Below are 17,382 nucleotides of genomic sequence, written 5' to 3' on the forward strand. Positions count from 1 at the left end.
GCGGGCCGGGCTCATCACCGGTGCCTGACTCGGCTCCCCCGCTTACGCGAAGGGGTCGAAGTCGCGGAACTCCTCATCCGCCTCGTCCCGTTCGGCCTGCTTGTCGCGCCGGCGGGTGACGGCGGCCCGAGGGGCGTCGAAGCGGTGGTCCTCACCGCGGCGGCCGAGCATCTCCGCGCCGGCCGCGAGTGACGGCTCCCAGTCGAAGACGACCGCGTTGTCGTCCGCGCCGATGGCGACCCCGTCCCCCGCCCGGGCACCGGCCTTGACGAGTTGATCCTCGACACCGAGCCGGTTGAGCCGGTCGGCGAGATAGCCGACGGCCTCGTCGTTGGCGAAGTCGGTCTGGCGGACCCAGCGTTCGGGCTTCTCGCCACGGACCCGGAAGAGGACGTCGCCCTCGGCGGACTCCTCCGGGGTCACGGTGAAGCCCGCGTCGTCCACCGCCTTCGGGCGGATGACGACCCGGGTGGACTCCTGGGCGGGCTCGGCCGCGCGCGTGTCGGCGACGATCTTCGCCAGCGCGAACGACAGCTCCTTCAGGCCCTCGTGGGAGACGGCCGACACCTCGAAGGTCTGGTAGCCGCGGGCTTCGAGCTCGGGCTTGATCATCTCGGCGAGTTCCCGGCCGTCGGTGACATCGATCTTGTTGAGCACCACGAGCCGCGGCCGGCCCTCGAGCCCGCCGCCGTAAGCCCGCAGCTCCGCCTCGATGACGTCGAGGTCGCTCAACGGGTCCCGGTCGGACTCCAGCGTGGCGGTGTCCAGTACGTGCACCAGCACCGCGCAGCGCTCGACATGCCGCAGGAACTCCAGGCCGAGGCCACGCCCCTGGCTGGCGCCCGGGATGAGGCCGGGGACGTCCGCGATGGTGTAGACGGTCGAACCGGTGGCGACCACACCGAGGTTGGGCACCAGTGTGGTGAACGGATAATCGGCGATCTTCGGCTTGGCCGCGGAAAGCACCGAGATCAGCGAGGACTTGCCGGCGCTCGGGTAGCCGACCAGCGCCACGTCGGCGACGGTCTTCAGCTCCAGGACGATGTCCTGGGCCTTCCCCGGCTCACCCAGCAGCGCGAAGCCGGGCGCCTTGCGCCGGGCCGAGGCCAGCGCCGCGTTGCCGAGGCCGCCGCGGCCGCCCTGCCCGGCGACGAAGCTCGTGCCCTGACCGACGAGGTCGGCGAGCACCTGGCCGTCGGCGTCCAGCACGACCGTGCCGTCGGGCACCGGCAGCACCAGGTCCGTACCGTCCTTGCCCGAGCGGTTGCCGCCCTCGCCCGGCTTGCCGTTGGTGGCCCTGCGGTGCGGGCTGTGGTGGTATTCGAGCAGGGTGGTGACGTCCTGGTCCACCACCAGGATCACATCGCCGCCCCGGCCGCCGTTGCCGCCGTCAGGACCGCCGAGCGGCTTGAACTTCTCCCGGTGCACGGAGGCGCAGCCGTGGCCCCCGTTACCCGCGGCGACATGCAGCTCGACGCGGTCCACGAAGGTGGTCATGGGTGCTTCCTCCAGATACATACGGGAGCGTGTGGGTTCACACACCTGATAACACGCCGAGGGCGGCCCCGCTTCCCGTTGCCGGGAAGGGGGTCCGCCCTCGGAAGTGGTGCTGTCGCTCTACGGCGCCTGGATCAGGCGGCCGGAACGATGTTCACGACGCGACGACCGCGCTTCGTACCGAACTCGACCGCGCCGGCGGCGAGGGCGAACAGCGTGTCGTCCTTGCCGATGCCGACGCCGGAGCCCGGGTGGAAGTGGGTACCGCGCTGGCGGACGATGATCTCACCGGCGTTGACGACCTGACCGCCGAAGCGCTTCACGCCGAGCCGCTGGGCATTGGAGTCGCGACCGTTCCGAGTGGACGATGCGCCCTTCTTGTGTGCCATCTCTCCTCAGTCCCTTACTTCGTCGCTGCCGCGGGAATGCCGGTGATCTTCAGCGCCGTGTACTGCTGGCGGTGACCCTGGCGACGGCGGTAACCGGTCTTGTTCTTGTAGCGCAGGATGTCGATCTTCTGGCCCTTGTGGTGGTCCACGATCTCGGCCTCGACCTTGATCCCGGCGAGCACCCACGGGTCGCTGGTGACGGCTTCGCCGTCAACGATCAGCAGCGTCGAGAGCTCGACCGCGTCGCCGACCTTGCCTGCGGAAATCTTGTCTACCTCGACGATGTCGCCGACGGCCACCTTGTGCTGGCGGCCACCACTACGCACGATCGCGTACACGCGGGACTCACTCTCTCACTCGATTCGGACCCCTGATGCCAGCCGTCCCGATACCGCGAGGCGAGGGGGGCCTCTCCCGGCCGCCACGAGGGCCACCGGAAGGAAAGTGCTCAGGAGAAAGCGCAGAAACGCCGAAGGTCAAGACTACGGAGTGGCCTGGGCAGGGTCAAATTCACCCCGCCCGCCGCCCGGCTACCGCGACCCGCGCGGTCACCTCGGCGGGCCCGGCTGGCCCGACTGGCCGGCCCCCTGGCTGCCCCGGCTCAGCCGACGGGCGTCATCCGCGCGCCGGTGCGGGGGTTCTTGGCGCGGCCGGCCCGCCCACGGGCCCGGTGCGGGCCGTGGGGCTGGGGCTGGGGCAGCCCGCTCGCTGCGGGCGGGCCCGGGGAGCGCGCGGCGCGGGCGGGCAGGGTCCGTGACCCTGCCCGCCCGATTGCCCGCTCGACTGACCGCCCGGTGTTACTCGGGCGACGAAGCCGTCCGCTTCGCCGCGGCCTTCTTCGCCGTCGTCTTCTTGGCTGCGGCCTTCTTGGTGGCCGCCTTCTTGGCGGTCTTCTTCGCCGCCGCCTTGCGCGGCGCCCGCTTCTTCGGCTCGGCGTCCTCGCCCTCGGACGAACCGTCGGCCACGGGTGCCGGGTTGGGCACGACCACCACGGCGGCGTCCTCCGCCGCGGCCGGCGAACCGGTCGGGGCTGTCGCCTTTCGGGTGGCACGACGCCGGGTACGGACCGGCGGCTCCGCGGAGACAGCCGGCTCGGACTCGTCCACCGGCGCCGCCTGCTGCTCGGCGGGCACCACCACGACGGCCGCTTCCTCCGCCGCCACCGGCGAGCCCGCCGGGGCGGTCGCCTTACGGGTGGCACGACGCCGGGTACGGACCGGCGGCTCCGCGGAGACAGCCGGCTCGGACTCGCTCACCGGCGCCGCGGGCTGCTCGGCGTCCGGCTCGCTCACCGGGACGACGACCACGGCGGGCTCCGCCTCGCTGCTGGCCACGGCCGGCGCGCCCGCCGGAGCGGTCGCCTTGCGCGAACCCCGGCGGCGGCTGCGGCCCCGGGGACCCGCGGCGGCCGCCGCCTCGGCGGCGCTGCCGAACCACTCCTCCTCCGGGTCGCCTTCCGCGGGCACCAGATCCGATTCGCCGACCTCGAGCGGCTCCAGCTCGGGCAGCGCGTCCTCGGCCGCCTCGTCGGCCTCGATCTCGTCGATGCCCTCGACGCCCTCGATTTCCTCGATGCCGTCCGGCTCTTCGGCCTCGTCGGTGTCGTCGGTGTCCGTGTCGAGCACATGCTCGTGCTCATGGCCCTCGCCGACCGCGGTGCCGTTGCCGCGGCCGCGCCGCTTGCGCTTTCCGCCGCCACCGGTGGTCGTCGCCTGGTCCATGTGGACGATGACACCGCGCCCGTTGCAGTGCACGCAGGTCTCGGAGAACGATTCGAGCAGCCCCTGGCCGACCCGCTTGCGGGTCATCTGCACCAGGCCGAGCGAGGTGACCTCGGCCACCTGGTGCTTGGTCCGGTCCCGGCCCAGGCTCTCCAGCAGCCGCCGCATCACCAGATCGCGGTTGGACTCCAGCACCATGTCGATGAAGTCGACCACCACGATGCCGCCGAGGTCCCGCAGCCGGAGCTGTCGGACGATCTCCTCGGCCGCCTCCAGGTTGTTGCGGGTGACGGTCTCCTCAAGGTTGCCGCCCTGCCCGGTGAACTTCCCGGTGTTGACGTCGACCACGACCATCGCCTCGGTCTTGTCGATCACCAGCGAACCGCCCGACGGCAGCCAGACCTTGCGGTCGAGCGCCTTCAGCAGCTGCTCGTCGATGCGGTACGTCGCGAAGACGTCCACCTCCGACGTCCAGCGCGACAGCCGGTCCACCAGGTCGGGCGCGACGTGCGCGACGTACTCGCGGATCGTCGCCCACGCCTCGTCACCGCTGACGATGACCTTGGTGAAGTCCTCGTTGAAGATGTCCCGGACCACCCGGACGGTCATGTCCGGCTCGCCGTAGAGCAGCGTCGGCCCGTTGGAGCTGCCGCCGCCCTTGGCCTTCTTCTGGATGTCCGCCCACTGGCCCTGCAGCCGCTCGACGTCGCGGCGCAGCTCGTCCTCGCTCGCGCCCTCGGCGGCCGTGCGCACGATCACGCCGGCGTCCTCGGGGACGATCTTCTTCAGGATCGTCTTCAGCCGGGCCCGCTCGGTGTCGGGCAGCTTGCGGCTGATACCGGTCATCGAGCCCTCGGGCACGTAGACCAGGTAGCGTCCCGGCAGCGAGACCTGGCTGGTCAGGCGGGCACCCTTGTGCCCGATCGGGTCCTTGGTGACCTGGACGAGCACCGACTGGCCCGACTTGAGCGCGGACTCGATCCGGCGCGGGCCGCCGGAGTGGCCGAGCGCCTCGAAGTTGACCTCACCGGCGTAGAGCACCGCGTTGCGGCCCTTGCCGATGTCGACGAACGCGGCCTCCATCGACGGCAGCACGTTCTGGACCTTGCCCAGGTAGACGTTGCCGACGTAAGAGGTCGCCTGCTCTTTGTTGACGTAGTGCTCGACGAGGACGTCGTCCTCCAGCACGCCGATCTGGGTGCGCTCGCCGTTCTGCCGGACCACCATGACGCGCTCGACGGCCTCGCGGCGGGCGAGGAACTCGGCCTCGGTGATGATCGGCACCCGGCGGCGGCCCTGCTCGCGGCCTTCGCGGCGGCGCTGCTTCTTGGCCTCCAGGCGGGTGGAGCCCTTGATGGACTGCACCTCGTCGGCGCCGGTGCCGCCCTCGTACCGCTGGCGCGGCTCGCGGACCTTGACGACGGTGCGCTCCGGGTCGTCGGACACCACGCCGTCGTCCGTGCTCGCGTCGGAACCGCGGCGGCGACGCCTGCGACGGCGCCTGCTGCTGGAGCTGGAACCCCCGTGGTCGTCGTCGGCCTGCTCGTCGCCGGCCTCGTCCTCGTCGGACGCCTCGTCCTCGTCGTCGCCGTCGGTCACGGTGCCTTCGTCGTGGCCCTGTTCCTGGTCGGTCGCGTCACCGCGACGACGGCGCCGGCCACCCCGACGGCGGCGGCGCGAGGGGCGCTCCTCGTCGTCGTCGGCGCCCGCCTCGTCCTCACCGCTGTCGTCCGCGTCGCCCTCGGCGTCGTCGATCTCGGGGATCTCGCGGATCTCGGGCTCGTCGGCGACGGTCACCTCGGCGATCTGGTCGGGGGCGCCACCACCGCGGCGGCGGCGCCGGCGGCGCGGGGTACGGCCCTCGTGCTCGGCCGCCGCCTCGTCGTCACCGATCTCCTCGGCGGCCTCCTCGGCCTCGGCGTCCTGGGCCCGCGTCGCGGGGACCGCGGGACCGGCCGCCTGGAACACCGGCGGCTGGAAGACCGCGAGCGAGGGGCGCGCGGCCCGGCGGCCACGGCCCCTGGGGGCGGTCTCCTCAGGGGCTTGCGCGTCCTCGCGGCCGCGCACCTCGATCGTCACGGACCCGGGGTCCACGCCGAAGGCCTCCGCGATGGAGGCGAGTGCCTCGGCGGTGGCCTCCTCGACGGTGTCGCCGTAACCGCGGATCTCGTAGGCGTCCTCGACCTCGACGCCCCATCCGTCGCCGTCCCGGAAGGCGCGGCCGACATAGGGGGTCGGCGTCCGGGCCGCGCCGGCGGCTTCGCCCGCGGCGTCCTCGGTGCCCTGGGCGTCCTGGCTGTCCTTCGGGGCGAGCGCCCCGGGACGCAGCCTGCGGGTGCCCTCGCCGGCCGAGAAGGTCGCCGTGGTGTTGCCGCGCTGACCGCGCCGGCGCGACCTGCCGCCACCGTCGCTCTCGCCACCGCGGCCGTTGCCCTGGTTCTGGCCCTGGCCCTGGCTCTGGGGGGCCGCGGCGGGGGCGGCCTCGGGGGCCGGAGTCCGCGGACGGGCTTCGGCCTGGGCCTCGGCCTGGGTGGCGGGGGGCGCACCGGCCGGGGCTGCGGCCTTACGGGTGGCACGACGACGGCCACGCGGCGGCGCCGCGTCCGTGCTCTCAGCGGTTTCGGGAGCGGCCTGCTCGGCCACGGGCTCCACCGGGGACGGCGCGGCCTGGACCTCAGCCTCGGCCGCCGCGGGTGCACCGGCCGGAGCCGTCGCCTTACGCGTCGCACGACGACGAGCGCGCGGCGGCGCCGCGTCCGTGGACTCGGCCGTTTCAGGGGCGGCCTGCTCGGCGGCGGCCTCCACCGAGGAGGGCGCGGCCTGGACCTCGGCCTCGGCAGCGGCGGGCGCGCCCGCCGGGGCGGTCGCCTTACGCGTGGCACGACGACGGCCACGCGGCGGCGCCGCGTCCGTGCTCTCAGCGGTTTCGGGGGCGGCCTGCTCGGCCACGGGCGCGACCACCTCGGGCGCGCTCTGCTCCGCCGCCTCGGCGGCGGCGGGCGCACCGGCCGGAGCCGTCGCCTTACGCGTGGCACGACGACGAGCGCGCGGCGGGGCCGCGTCGGCCGGGGATTCGGCTTCGGGGTCGGTCACCACGGCGTCCGCCACGTCTGAGGCGAGGGCGCTGCTCTCGGCGGCGGCCTCTTCCGGGGCCGGGGCGGCCGACTTACGGGTGGCGCGGCGGCGTACCGGCGCCTGGGGCTCCTCGGCGGTGTCCGAGGCGCTCGCGGAAGCGTCGGCGGGCGCGCCCGCCGGCGCGGTGGCCTTGCGGGCCGCGCGGCGCCGGGCGGGGGCCGGGGCGCTCTCCTCCTGGGCGGCCGGCTCGGGCGCCGAGGTCGTCGCGTCCTGCGCGGCGGACTCGGCGGGTGCCCCGGCCGGCGCGGTGGCCTTACGGGTGGCGCGGCGCCGGGCGCGGGGCGCGGCGGCTTCGTCGGCTCCCGTCTCGGCGGGCGCGCTCTCGGCCGCGGCGTCCTCCGGGGCGGAAGCGGCGGTCTTACGGGTTCGCCGGGTCCGGGTCGGTGCGGCCTCTTCGGCGGCGCCGTCGGACGGGCTCGCGCCCTCGGCGGCGGAAGCCGCGGTCTTGCGGGTGGCGCGGCGGCGCGGGGCGGCCGGAGCGGCCTCGTCGCTGGCGCCCGCGCCGGTCGGCGCGGTCGCGGTGTCCTCGCCCACCGGCGGGCCCGCGGGTCGGGAGGCGGCGCGCCGGCGGCGGCGCGGGGCCGCGCTCTCGTCGGCGGCGTCCGGGTTCGCACCGGGCGCGGTCTGGTCGCCTTGAGTGGTCTGGTCGGTCGGATCGGTCTGGTCGGGCATTCGGGCATTGCTCCCGTCATGCTCCCGGGCGCCGCGTCCTGTTCGGGGCCGGTGGCCGCTTGGATCGCGGGGCCGGCCTCCGGGGCGCGGGCGCCGCACGGGAGCTGCTGTGTCGCTCGTCGGCCCGCCCTCGGGGGGCCGACGAAAGTCTGTTTGGTCAGCGGCGCCGGACCCGGGTGGCTCCCTGGTGCGTCGGCGACGCGTGACGCCGTACTTAGGCGGAACCGGCCGGTACCGCCACGGCGTCGCGGTCTGGCGCGAGCGGGTCGGTGACCGTACCGGACTCCTCGTCGAGCGGCCCCTGCGCCAGCCTGGTCACCGCTACGGGGACCGGCGGCGCGAGGTCGGCCGTCGCTCGGAGGCCGGACAGTACGTCGTCGGGCCGCACGGCAGGTGTCAAGTGCCGCACAACCAGCCGCAGTATCGCACAGGCGCCGTCATGCGGCCTACCGGCACCCGCTTCCGGGTCCGGACTCGCGTTCTCATTGTCGTCGCTCAGGCCGGCCTGCGCCGCGTCGGGCGGCGTGGTGTCCACCACGTCGAGCCGTGTGACGGCGGCCCGGCAGTCGAAGGTGCGGATGCCGTTCTTGGTGCCGCGCTGTACTTCCACGGTCTCCGCGGCGAGGAACGCCGTGACAGCCCGCCGGGCTTCGTCCGGCGTCACACCGTCGAGCCGGAGCTGCCAGACGGACGCCTCCAGCCGCTCGGCCAGGCCCGAGGTGTGCGCCTCGACCGCGTCGACGATGTCGAGCCCGGCGGGCAGCGACGCGTCGAGCAGCAGCCGGAGCTGCTCCGGGTCACGGGTCTGGGCGAGCCCGATCTCCAGATACTCCGCCTCGCTGCCGACGCCGGTGGGCGCGGCGTTGGCGTAGGAGACCTTGGGGTGCGGGGTGAAACCGGCCGAGTACGCCATCGGTACCGCGGCGCGGCGCAGGGCCCGCTCGAAAGCGCGCTGGAAGTCGCGGTGGCTGGTGAACCGGAGGCGGCCGCGTTTGGTGTAGCGGAGGCGGATGCGCTGCACCGTCGGTGCCGGCGGTGGGCCTTCGGGCTGTCGCTTGCCCAGTGTCGTTCAGTCCTTCGGATGTCTGGCCTCGGCACGCGGGCGCGTGCCGATGGGTCGGGTGTCGACCAGGGTTGCTTCGCACGGTCCGGCAGCCGTCGCTGTCGGTCCGTTCCGTACTCCACCAAGGTTACGCCGCGTCGCGGCGCGCCCACGCCGCTTGTTCGGGGCCTGTGGACAAAGGGGTCGGGGCGCGGCGGGAGCCGACGCTGCCGAGGACGCCAGGGTCCCGAGTGCGTCAAGCGGCGCTTGGTGGGCCGGTCACCCGGCGGACCCTCATCCCGACCCTTCCGACGCGGGCGTCAGGTCGGTGTCGCGGTCGGCCGCGGGGCCGGACCCCGGCGCGTTCCGGGCGGTGCGGGCCGCGCCGAAGAGGGCCACCCGGACGACGCGGCGGGCGTCGGCCGCCGCGAGGGCGACCGGTCGCAGGACGGCGCGGCCGAGCCGGCGCCCCGCGGTGCCGGCGGCGCGGAAGGCGGCACCGAGGAAAACGGCGACGGGAAGACCGGCCCGGCGCCAGAGCCACACCGCGGGGACGGCGACCATCACCCGCAGCACCCAGCCGATGCCGCGCCCGATCGCCCGGGACACCTGCCCGCCGACCCGCCACGCCGCCACGATCGCCGCGCCGAACTCCCGGCCGACCGGGACCAGGACCCGCCGCCACAGGAAGACCAGCGGGGCCACCACCAGCACGGGCACCAGCCACACCAGGCCGCGCCCGGCCGGCTTGAGCACGTAACGCCCCAGCGACACCAGCAACCAGACCAGCCCGCGCCCGGCCGGGGTGAGCAGGTGGCGCCACAGGGCGACCAGCGGCCAGACGAGCCCGTACCGCACCAGGAAGGCCGCCGCCCGGCCGAGCCCCGTCAGCGTCGGGCGCAGCACGACCCGCCAGAGGGGCAGCAGCACCCGCCGCCACAGGAAGACCAGCGGGACCAGCACCAGTACGCGTACCAGCCACGCGAGGGCGAGAGCCGCCGGCACGCAGCCATAGCGCCACAGGAACACCGCCGGCTCAACCAGCCCGTAGCGAAGGAGCGCGGCGATCACGACAACGGCCGCCAGCAGCACCGGCCGCAGCACGTACCGCCCCAGGAAGACCGCCGGTATGACGATCAGCACGCGGGCCAGGGGAGTCAGCACGCGCCGACCGACCCAGCGCAGCGCGCCGTCGGTCCTGCGGACCACCGCGGCCAGCAGATCCCAGGCCAGCCGCAGCGGCAGGACGATTAGCAGCGCGGCGACCCGTACCGGCACTCTGATCATCGCGACCAGGCAGCCGTCGCCCTGCCCCCTCGGCGCCTTTTCCACTCCACCCACCGGGCCCCGCCCCCCGTCAGTCATGAGCGCAGAACTTAGCGCGTGTGAGCGCGTATGAGCGCGTGCGGGCGGGCGGGGGCTCGTATGCCGGGTGCGGGTGCGCTGTGGCTAGTCGCGCAGTTCCTCCCCCAGAGCTTCGCCTGGGGGTACCCCCAGCGCCTCCTGACGGGGCTCGTCATAGCCCCTTCAAGCCGCATTCCGGGTGCGAGTCCGCTGTGGTTGCGTGCACGGGAATCGGCGTCAGCAGCCCCGCAAGGGGCGCGAGGAACTGCGCGAGCAACCACGCCCGCACCCGGGACACAGCCGGAAGGGCCTCCCACGAACCCCGTCAGGGGGCGCGAGGAACTGCGCGAGCAACCACGACCAGACCCGCACCCGGGACACAGCCGGAAGGCGGCCGCCCCTACCCCTTCCCGGTCCGCACCCAGAACCGCAGCTTCCCGCCGCGCTCATCCTCGAAGACCCCGCCGCAAGCCTGTATCACCTTGCGGGACGCCACATTGCCGGTGTCACACGTGATCAGCGCCGGGTCGATGCCGAGTTCCGCCGCTTCCGGCAGGGCCGCGCGGAGCATCGCCGTGGCGTGGCCGCGGCGGCGGGCCGAGGGGCGGACGTCGTAGCCGATGTGACCCCCGTACTCGCGCAGGAAGTGGTTGAGGCGGTGCCGTACCGCGATCCGCGCGAGGTATTCGTCGCCCTCGACCCACCACAGGTTGGTGCACGGCACCAGGGCGTCCGGGCGCGGCAGGTCCGGGTCGGCGACAGCCAGCAGCGCGGCGACGTACGCCGCGAAGTCCGCCGGTTCGTGCCACCGCCGGGACCAGGTCCGCAGATCCCGGCCGACCATCGAGGAGTCATCGGCGTCTCCCCTGCCCTCGGCGACGAATTCGGCCATGGCGGCGAGGAAGGACCGGTGGATACGGACGTCGGGCACGATGAGCTGCGGCATCGCCTCAGTCTGCCGGGCCGCCGTCAGGCGGGGCCACCGATTACGCGCGGTACGCGCGCCGCGCGCTCCGGCGAGCCCCGCCCGTGAGGTGCCGGACGGTCAGACCGTGACCGGCGCCGCGTCGGGATCGAGCCCGGTGAGGTACTCCTCGGAGACCTCCTTCGGGCCGAACGGCCAGACCCGCTCGGCGCGTGACCACAGGGCGTACGCGACGAGCCCCAGCGCGACCCAGGCCAGCGACCACTCGATCGGGTGACGTCCGGGCGAGTTCTTGTCCGCGTAGCCGTAGATGACGAGCCATCCGACGAGCGCGACGATCGCCGGCACCGGGTAGAGCCACATCCGGTACGGCCGGCGCAGCCCCGGCTGGCGGCGCCGCAGCACCCCGAGGGCGAGCACCTGGGCCAGCGCCTGCACGATCACCATCACGGTGGTGAGGAGCTGGATCAGCGTCTGGAGGTCGGTGTGCCGGCCGATCAGGAAGCCGATCGCGGTGATCACGCCCATGGTGGCGAGCCCCCAGACGGGGAAGCGGTGCCGCTCGTGCAGCGTGCCGTAGGGCCGGAAGAAGACGCGTTCGCGGGCCGCGTCATAGGGCACCCGGGAGCCGCCGAGCAGACCGGTGAAGACGGAGGCGAACGCGGTGATCAGGATGAGGACGGTGACGGTGTCCGCGGCGGCCTTGCCCCAGGTCTTCTCCAGCACGGCGGAGGCGACGGAGGTGGCCGCGATGTCGTGCGGGTCGGTCATCCGGTGCCAGTCGATGACGCCGAGGGTGCCGATCTGGAGCAGCAGGTAGATCGCCATGATGCCGAGGATCGAGTAGACGATGGAACGCGGCAGCACCCGTCCCGGCTGTTTGATCTCCGCGCCCATGTACGCGGTGGTGTTGTAGCCGAGGTAGTCGTAGATCCCGATGGTCAGACCGCCGGCGAAGCCGGTCCAGAAGTGGCCGCTGCTCAACTGGAAGGCGTGCGCGGGGTAGGTGAAGGCGAGATGGCCGGAGAAGTCGGTGGCCGCCGCGATGATCACCAGCAGCACCGAGACGATCATCACCGCCCACATCACCGCGGTGATCTTGGCGATGTGCTCGATGCCGCGCCACAGCAGCCCGATCACCACCGCGATGACGGCGAGTCCGATCAGATCGCCGGTCGTCTTCCCCAGGTGCGGGGCGAGATAGCCGAGGTACTGCACGAAGCCGACCACGCCGGTGGACATGATCAGCGGTATGAACAGCATCGCCGTCCAGACGAAGAGGAACGGCATCAGCTTGCCGGTGCGGTACTGGAACGCCTGCCGCAGATAGACGTAGCTGCCGCCGGAGCCGGGCATGGCGGCGCCGAGTTCGGCCCAGATCAGGCCGTCGGCCAGGGCCAGCAGGGCGCCGGCCACGAAGCCGATGACGGCCTGCGGGCCGCCGAACGCGCCCACCATCAGCGGGATGGTGACGAAGGGTCCGATGCCGCACATCTGGCTCATGTTGATGGCGGTGGCCTGGAACAGGCCGATACGGCGGACGAAGCCGCCGGCCGGGGGCGGGTTGCCGGACGTGGTGGACATGGGGCTCCCTGGGCGCGTGGGATTTCCGGTCACCGGCCCGGGGCGGCTGCCCCGGACTCGGGGCGTTCAAGTTAAGTTCCCTTACTAAGAGCGTCAAGAGGTACGGACGGGGGGCGGCCCGCGCGGCGCCGCGATGCGTGAGAATGCCCTCTATGACCAGCAGCGACGGTGGTTCGGGGCAGCCCTGGGCCCGGCACGACGGGCCAGGCCGCCAGGAGCCCTGGAACCAGCAGCGGCTGCGCAGCTCCAACGAGCGGCTGCTGCTCGAACGGCTGCGGGCCGCGCCCGCCTCCCGCGCCCAGCTCGCCCGCGAGACCGGCCTGTCCAAGCCCACCGTCTCCAGCGCGCTGGCCGCGCTCGAAGCGGCCGGGCTGGTCCGCGAAGCCGGCCACCACACCCCGGAGCGCGGCCGGGCCGCCGTCCTCTACTCCCCCGATCCCGCCGCGGGTTACGCCCTCGGTATCGACATCGGCCGCGGCTGGCTCCGGGTCGCGCTCGCCGACCTGGACGGGGTCGTCGTGGCCCGCGGGGACGTACGCAACCGGGCCCGCTCCGCCGCGGCGATGGCCGATCTGGTGGTGGCCACCGCCCAGGGTGTCGTCGCCGACTCCGGAGTGGCCGCGGCGAAAGTGGCGCACGCCGTCGTCGGCACCCCCGGGGTCTGGGATCCGGCCGCCCGCCGGGTCCGCTACGCCCGCCATCTGCCCGGCTGGGGCCGGGCGGGCCTCTTCGACCGGATGCGCGAGGGGCTGGGCGTCCCGCTCGCCGTCCACAACGACGCCAACCTCGCGGCCCTCGGCGAGTACACCTTCGGCGTCGGCGCCGGCAGCCGGCTCTTCGTCTACGTCATGATCGGCACCGGCCTCGGCATGGGCATCGTCGCCGACGGGCGGCCCTTCACCGGCGCGGGCGGCGCCGCCGGGGAGATCGGCTTCCTGCCCTGGCCGGGGCGCGAGCCGGACACCCTGGAGGACGCCGTCTCCGCCGACGCGGTCGTCCGGGCCGCCCGGGCGCTGGGCATGACCGGGCCGCTCAGCGCCAAGTCCGTCTTCGCGGCGGCCAGGAACGGCGTCCCCGCCGCGGTCGCCGCGGTCCGCCAGGAGGGCGAACGCCTCGCCCACACCGTGGCCGCCGTGGCCGCGGTCCTCGACCCCGACCTGGTGGTGCTCGGCGGCGGGGTCGGCCACAGCGCCGACCTGCTGCTGTCGACCGTCACCGACACGCTGCGCGGGCTGACCCCGCTGCGCCCCCGCGTCACCCCCAGCGCCCTGGGCGAGGACGCGGTCCTGCTCGGCGCCGTCGCCACCGCCCTGACCACCGCCCGCGACGTCGTCTTCGCCCGCCGGGGATAGGGCCTGTCGTGCGGATCTCCGCGGCGTCGCGGGCCCCGGCATCGTTCCTCGCCGATGACCCGCCCGCCGTTCCCGTCGCGTTCATCGATGCGGATGTGCCGATAAGAGCATTGCATTCACCGGAGGATGGTGGCGGCGTCCTTGCCGGGATGCGGTCCCGGGATTACCGCAATACGGTGGAGGGTGGGTGCGGGTTTTTCCGGAAAGTCAAGAGGCGGCTCTTCCCGAACCGGCGCCGGAAAGCAAAGTCCGCCGGCCTTGACAGCGGACGCGGCGCCCGGCGGGAAAAGCCGGGGGCACCCCTCAGGCACCCACCGAGGAGCGATTGTGGACGTCGTCGTGATCGGAGCGACCGGGACCGTGGGGACGGCGGTGGTGCGCGCGCTGCGCGAACGCGGCGCCTCTGTCCGGGTCTATGTGCGGGACGAGGGGAAGGCGCGCGACCGGCTCGGCGGGGCGGGGGACGCGCCGGGCGCCCTGGAGATCGTGGCCGGCGAACTCGACGATGTGATGCGCCTCCAGGAGGCCCTCACCTCGGCGGACGTCGGCTTCCTCGCCCTGGGACCCACCGGTGAGCAGGGACGGCTCCAAGCCCAGGTCATCATGGCCGCCGCGCGCGCCAAGCTCCCCCATCTCGTCCGGCTGGCGGTGCTGAACACCGGGCGCGCATCGCTCGGGATCAACCAGCGGGCCCACGCGGCGCTCGACGACGTGGTCGCCCTGTCCGGCCTCCCGTGCACCTCGCTGCGGCCCGCGCTCTTCGCCACCGCCGTGCTGGCCCTCGCCCCGCAGATCCGGGCCACCGGGGGCTGGACCGGCGGCTCGGCCCACGGGCGCAACGCGCTGATCGACCCGGACGACGTGGCGGCCGCCGCCGTGACCGTGCTGCTCGACCCGGCCGCCCGGGGCCGTCCCTACGACCTCACCGGCCCCGCCCTGCTGAGCTGGCCGGACGTCGCCACGCTGCTCAGCCGGGAACTCGGCGTCCCGGTCGACTTCCACGCCGCGGACGACGACGAACTGCGCGCCGTCCTGCGGGCGGAGGGCATCCCGCAGGACGCGGCCGAGGTGTTCATCGCCCGGGAGCACGCGATGGAGGCCGGTGAGAACGAGCGGCTGACCGGCGACGTCGAGCGGCTCTCCGGATCACCGCCCCGGCCGCTCAGCGCCTACCTGCGCGAACACCGGTCGGCCTTTCTCCCGTCGGCCTGAGCCGCTCTCTTCCGGAAATGGCCGCCTGAAAAAACGTACGCACGACGTCGTACCCGGCCGTCCGCATGTCCCGGTTGTCCGAAAACCGCCTGGACAGCGGGCCGATGGGCGAGCCCGGCGCGCGAAGAGCGGGCCCAGGGCGCCCGGAGGACCGGCGAAACGGCGGCACCGGACGATCGAAACCCGGTTCGCCGGGTGCCAAACATGGTGACCGGACAAATTTGCCGGAGGTCCGGGAAAGGAAATCACCAGGGACAAAGGGGATACTTCGCCGCCCTGGACAACCCTCGATAACTCTGCCTATTCTCCTGACTCGTCGGCTCCCCCGAAGGCATGGCCGCGTTCGCCGACGGCGGCGGCCATTTTCTCCCGGCAGCCCGGCACTGTGAGGAATCGCGGGCATCCACGCGTTTGCGTACGACCTTTATCGCCGACAACGGAGCTGCCATGACGGCCGCACAGCGAATGATCGGTTCTACCTCTGGATTCGGATTGTCCCCGCGGGCGCATGTGGTCCCTGACGCCGCTTCCGGCGCCCTCGATCGCCCGGCCCGCGTCGTAACAGGAAAGCGGGTGGAGGCACGATGACCATCGAAGCCACAACGATACCGACCAGGCAGGACGTTCGAGCCCTGCTGCAGAAGTTCTCGGACATCGCCGTCAGCAGCGACGAGCCCTCGGCGCCGGCCACGATCAGGCACATCTGGGAAGAGGCGGCCTCGCTCGGGCTGCTGGCCGCGGCCGACGCGGTCGGCCCCGAATGGCGCCGCCATTCCCTGGTGATCGCCGAGGAGATGGGCAGCCTGTGGTTGCTCGATCTTCCGTTGTGGCTGGCCAGCGACATCCTGCCCACGGTGCTCCGCGCCCATGGCACCCCGCGGCAGCAGGAGTTGCTGCCCGGGCTCGCCAGGGGCGAGACCGTCATCTCCGCGGCGCTGACCGAGACGGGCAACGCCTCGGCGTTCACCGGGCTCGCCTCCACCGCCCGGGCCGTCGACGGCGGATACGTCATCGACGCCGACAAGCGCTACATCAGCAACTCCTCGCTCAACGACTACTTCGTGATCTCCGCGAGCGTCAGCGAGGACCGCCAGACCACCGGCCTGTTCGTGGTGCCGCGGAGCACCCCCGGCATCGAGGTGACCCCCACGTCGATGGGGCACGGGCTCGAACTGCTCGGAACCGGCTCGGTCCGGTTCACCGATGTGCGGGTCCCGGCGGACTCGCTGCTCGGCGGCGTCGCCAACGCGCCGCTCCAGCTCCAGAGCGCCATGGCCATGGAGTGGTTCTTCCTCGCGCTGATGAGCAACGCGGCGGCGTGGAGCGCGGTGGCCGGTCTCTACGAGCGAGCCAACGCGGAGCGGCCGACCGGTCCGCTGCTGAGCCACTCCTCCGTGCAGCAGGAGTTCGCCCACGTCGTGGCCCGTCTGCACTCGGTGACGGCGCTGGTCAAGAGCCTGGCCGCGGGCTATGTCGAGACCGGCGTGGTGCCCGCGGATCTGGGCGCCGTCAGCAAGGTCGAGACGTCGGTGGTGCTGAACGCGGTGCTCGACCTCGAAAGCGGGCTGCGCGGCGCCGCCGACCTCGTGGCGACGCCGAAGCCCAGCCGGGACCACCTGGACAGCCGCCGCAGGGCCGCCATGGCGCAGGTGCTCGCCGGCGGTGCCAACTACGCCCTCAACGGGCTGACGCTCGCCGGACTGGCCGCGCGGGTCGGCAAGGACCAGATCGTCTGACGGTCCTCCGCCCTCGCGGCTGACAGCCGCCAGGTGGCCGCGGCCGCCCAACCCCGCCGGGCCGCGGTCACCTGGCATCACACGGCCGCTCGCGCCGTGCCGTTTCGGCGCCGGGCGCCCTTCCTACCCGAGCGCTTACCCGCATGACACCGCTCCGGCGCGGTGCCTAGACTCACCGCCCATGACCGAACTGGACGAGCAGGGCCGCCCCGAACCTCCCGAGTCGGCCGGGGAGGTCGAGACCCTGCTGGGCTTCCTGGAGTTCCAGCGCGCGACCTTCGAGTGGAAGTGCGCGGGGCTGGACGCGGCCGGGCTGGCGGCGGCCGTCGGCACGTCGGCGATGACGCTGGGCGGGATGCTCAAGCACCTGGCGTACGTCGAGGACTGGTGGTGCTCCCGCCGGCTCCACGACCGGGACCAGCAGCCGCCGTGGGACACCGTGGACTGGGCGGCCGACCCCGACTGGGACTGGCACTCGGCCACCGAGGACACCCCGGACCAACTCCGCACGCTCTGGCAGGACTCGGTGGCCCGCTCCCGCGCGCTGGTCGACGAGGCGCTGGCAGCCGACGGCCTCGACCAGCCCGCCAAACACACCGACGCGGCCGGCCGGTCCCCCGGTCTCCGCTGGATCCTCCTCCACCTGGTCGAGGAGTACGCGCGGCACAACGGCCACGCCGACCTCATCCGCGAATCGGTGGACGGCCGCACCGGTGAGTAAGCCGGCCGGGATCTCCGCCCGGATCAGAAGCGCGCGCGCCGAGGAAGCCGGG

At 73.4% G+C, this 17,382-nt stretch carries 12 protein-coding genes; 4 read left to right on the top strand and 8 right to left on the bottom strand.

The features are described 5' to 3' along the window. Positions 1–42 precede the first annotated feature (42 nt). The 8 genes from obgE to OG519_RS10125 form a co-directional block, all read right to left on the bottom strand. On the bottom strand, positions 43–1,497 hold the full coding sequence (gene obgE, locus OG519_RS10090) for a GTPase ObgE (RefSeq protein WP_405581502.1): 1,455 nt from the start codon (positions 1,495–1,497) through the stop codon (positions 43–45). A gap of 134 nt (positions 1,498–1,631) precedes the next feature. After that, positions 1,632–1,886, bottom strand: coding sequence for a 50S ribosomal protein L27 (rpmA, locus tag OG519_RS10095; RefSeq protein ID WP_398239318.1), 255 nt, complete (start codon positions 1,884–1,886; stop codon positions 1,632–1,634). A 14-nt stretch (positions 1,887–1,900) separates the two neighbouring features. Then, the gene (rplU, locus tag OG519_RS10100) at positions 1,901–2,224 is read right to left on the bottom strand and encodes a 50S ribosomal protein L21 (RefSeq protein WP_405581505.1); all 324 of its coding nucleotides are present in this window, start codon (positions 2,222–2,224) and stop codon (positions 1,901–1,903) included. 459 nt (positions 2,225–2,683) lie between these two features. Then, positions 2,684–7,414: an Rne/Rng family ribonuclease gene (locus OG519_RS10105; protein WP_405581507.1), complete on the bottom strand. Its 4,731-nt coding sequence runs from the start codon at positions 7,412–7,414 to the stop codon at positions 2,684–2,686. A 214-nt stretch (positions 7,415–7,628) separates the two neighbouring features. After that, positions 7,629–8,435 (bottom strand): TIGR03936 family radical SAM-associated protein, encoded by an 807-nt coding sequence (locus OG519_RS10110; protein ID WP_405581510.1) that lies wholly within the window; start codon positions 8,433–8,435, stop codon positions 7,629–7,631. A gap of 315 nt (positions 8,436–8,750) precedes the next feature. After that, positions 8,751–9,821, bottom strand: a complete 1,071-nt coding sequence (locus OG519_RS10115; protein ID WP_405581513.1) for a hypothetical protein — start codon at positions 9,819–9,821, stop codon at positions 8,751–8,753. Between the two features lie 379 nt (positions 9,822–10,200). Next, positions 10,201–10,746, bottom strand: coding sequence for a GNAT family N-acetyltransferase (locus OG519_RS10120; protein WP_405581515.1), 546 nt, complete (start codon positions 10,744–10,746; stop codon positions 10,201–10,203). 99 nt (positions 10,747–10,845) lie between these two features. After that, a complete protein-coding gene (locus tag OG519_RS10125; protein WP_405581518.1) occupies positions 10,846–12,309 on the bottom strand; it encodes an APC family permease in 1,464 nt (487 codons plus the stop codon). Positions 12,310–12,461: 152 nt separating this feature from the next. Here OG519_RS10125 and OG519_RS10130 point away from each other — a divergent pair, with 152 nt between their 5' ends. The 4 genes from OG519_RS10130 (at position 12,462) to OG519_RS10145 (ending at position 17,330) form a co-directional block, all read left to right on the top strand. Beyond that, on the top strand, positions 12,462–13,661 hold the full coding sequence (locus OG519_RS10130; protein WP_405581521.1) for an ROK family protein: 1,200 nt from the start codon (positions 12,462–12,464) through the stop codon (positions 13,659–13,661). 327 nt (positions 13,662–13,988) lie between these two features. Continuing rightward, entirely contained in the window at positions 13,989–14,873 is an 885-nt protein-coding gene (locus OG519_RS10135) for an NmrA family NAD(P)-binding protein (RefSeq protein WP_405581524.1), read from the top strand. 584 nt (positions 14,874–15,457) lie between these two features. After that, on the top strand, positions 15,458–16,609 hold the full coding sequence (locus OG519_RS10140; RefSeq protein WP_405581527.1) for an acyl-CoA dehydrogenase family protein: 1,152 nt from the start codon (positions 15,458–15,460) through the stop codon (positions 16,607–16,609). A gap of 181 nt (positions 16,610–16,790) precedes the next feature. Beyond that, positions 16,791–17,330: a DinB family protein gene (locus OG519_RS10145; RefSeq protein WP_405581530.1), complete on the top strand. Its 540-nt coding sequence runs from the start codon at positions 16,791–16,793 to the stop codon at positions 17,328–17,330. Positions 17,331–17,382 lie beyond the last annotated feature (52 nt).

Origin of the sequence: Streptomyces sp. NBC_01190 (assembly GCF_045039895.1) — a bacterium.
GTDB lineage: Bacteria > Actinomycetota > Actinomycetes > Streptomycetales > Streptomycetaceae > Actinacidiphila.

What these genes read in the sequence shown, in the direction of transcription:
- obgE (WP_405581502.1), bottom strand. Translation starts at nt 1,497, where the DNA reads ATGACCACCTTCGTGGACCGCGTCGAGCTGCATGTCGCCGCGGGTAAC.
- rpmA (WP_398239318.1), bottom strand. Translation starts at nt 1,886, where the DNA reads ATGGCACACAAGAAGGGCGCATCGTCCACTCGGAACGGTCGCGACTCC.
- OG519_RS10105 (WP_405581507.1), bottom strand. Translation starts at nt 7,414, where the DNA reads ATGCCCGACCAGACCGATCCGACCGACCAGACCACTCAAGGCGACCAG.
- OG519_RS10115 (WP_405581513.1), bottom strand. Translation starts at nt 9,821, where the DNA reads ATGACTGACGGGGGGCGGGGCCCGGTGGGTGGAGTGGAAAAGGCGCCG.
- OG519_RS10120 (WP_405581515.1), bottom strand. Translation starts at nt 10,746, where the DNA reads ATGCCGCAGCTCATCGTGCCCGACGTCCGTATCCACCGGTCCTTCCTC.
- OG519_RS10125 (WP_405581518.1), bottom strand. Translation starts at nt 12,309, where the DNA reads ATGTCCACCACGTCCGGCAACCCGCCCCCGGCCGGCGGCTTCGTCCGC.
- OG519_RS10130 (WP_405581521.1), top strand. Translation starts at nt 12,462, where the DNA reads ATGACCAGCAGCGACGGTGGTTCGGGGCAGCCCTGGGCCCGGCACGAC.
- OG519_RS10140 (WP_405581527.1), top strand. Translation starts at nt 15,458, where the DNA reads ATGACCATCGAAGCCACAACGATACCGACCAGGCAGGACGTTCGAGCC.
- OG519_RS10145 (WP_405581530.1), top strand. Translation starts at nt 16,791, where the DNA reads ATGACCGAACTGGACGAGCAGGGCCGCCCCGAACCTCCCGAGTCGGCC.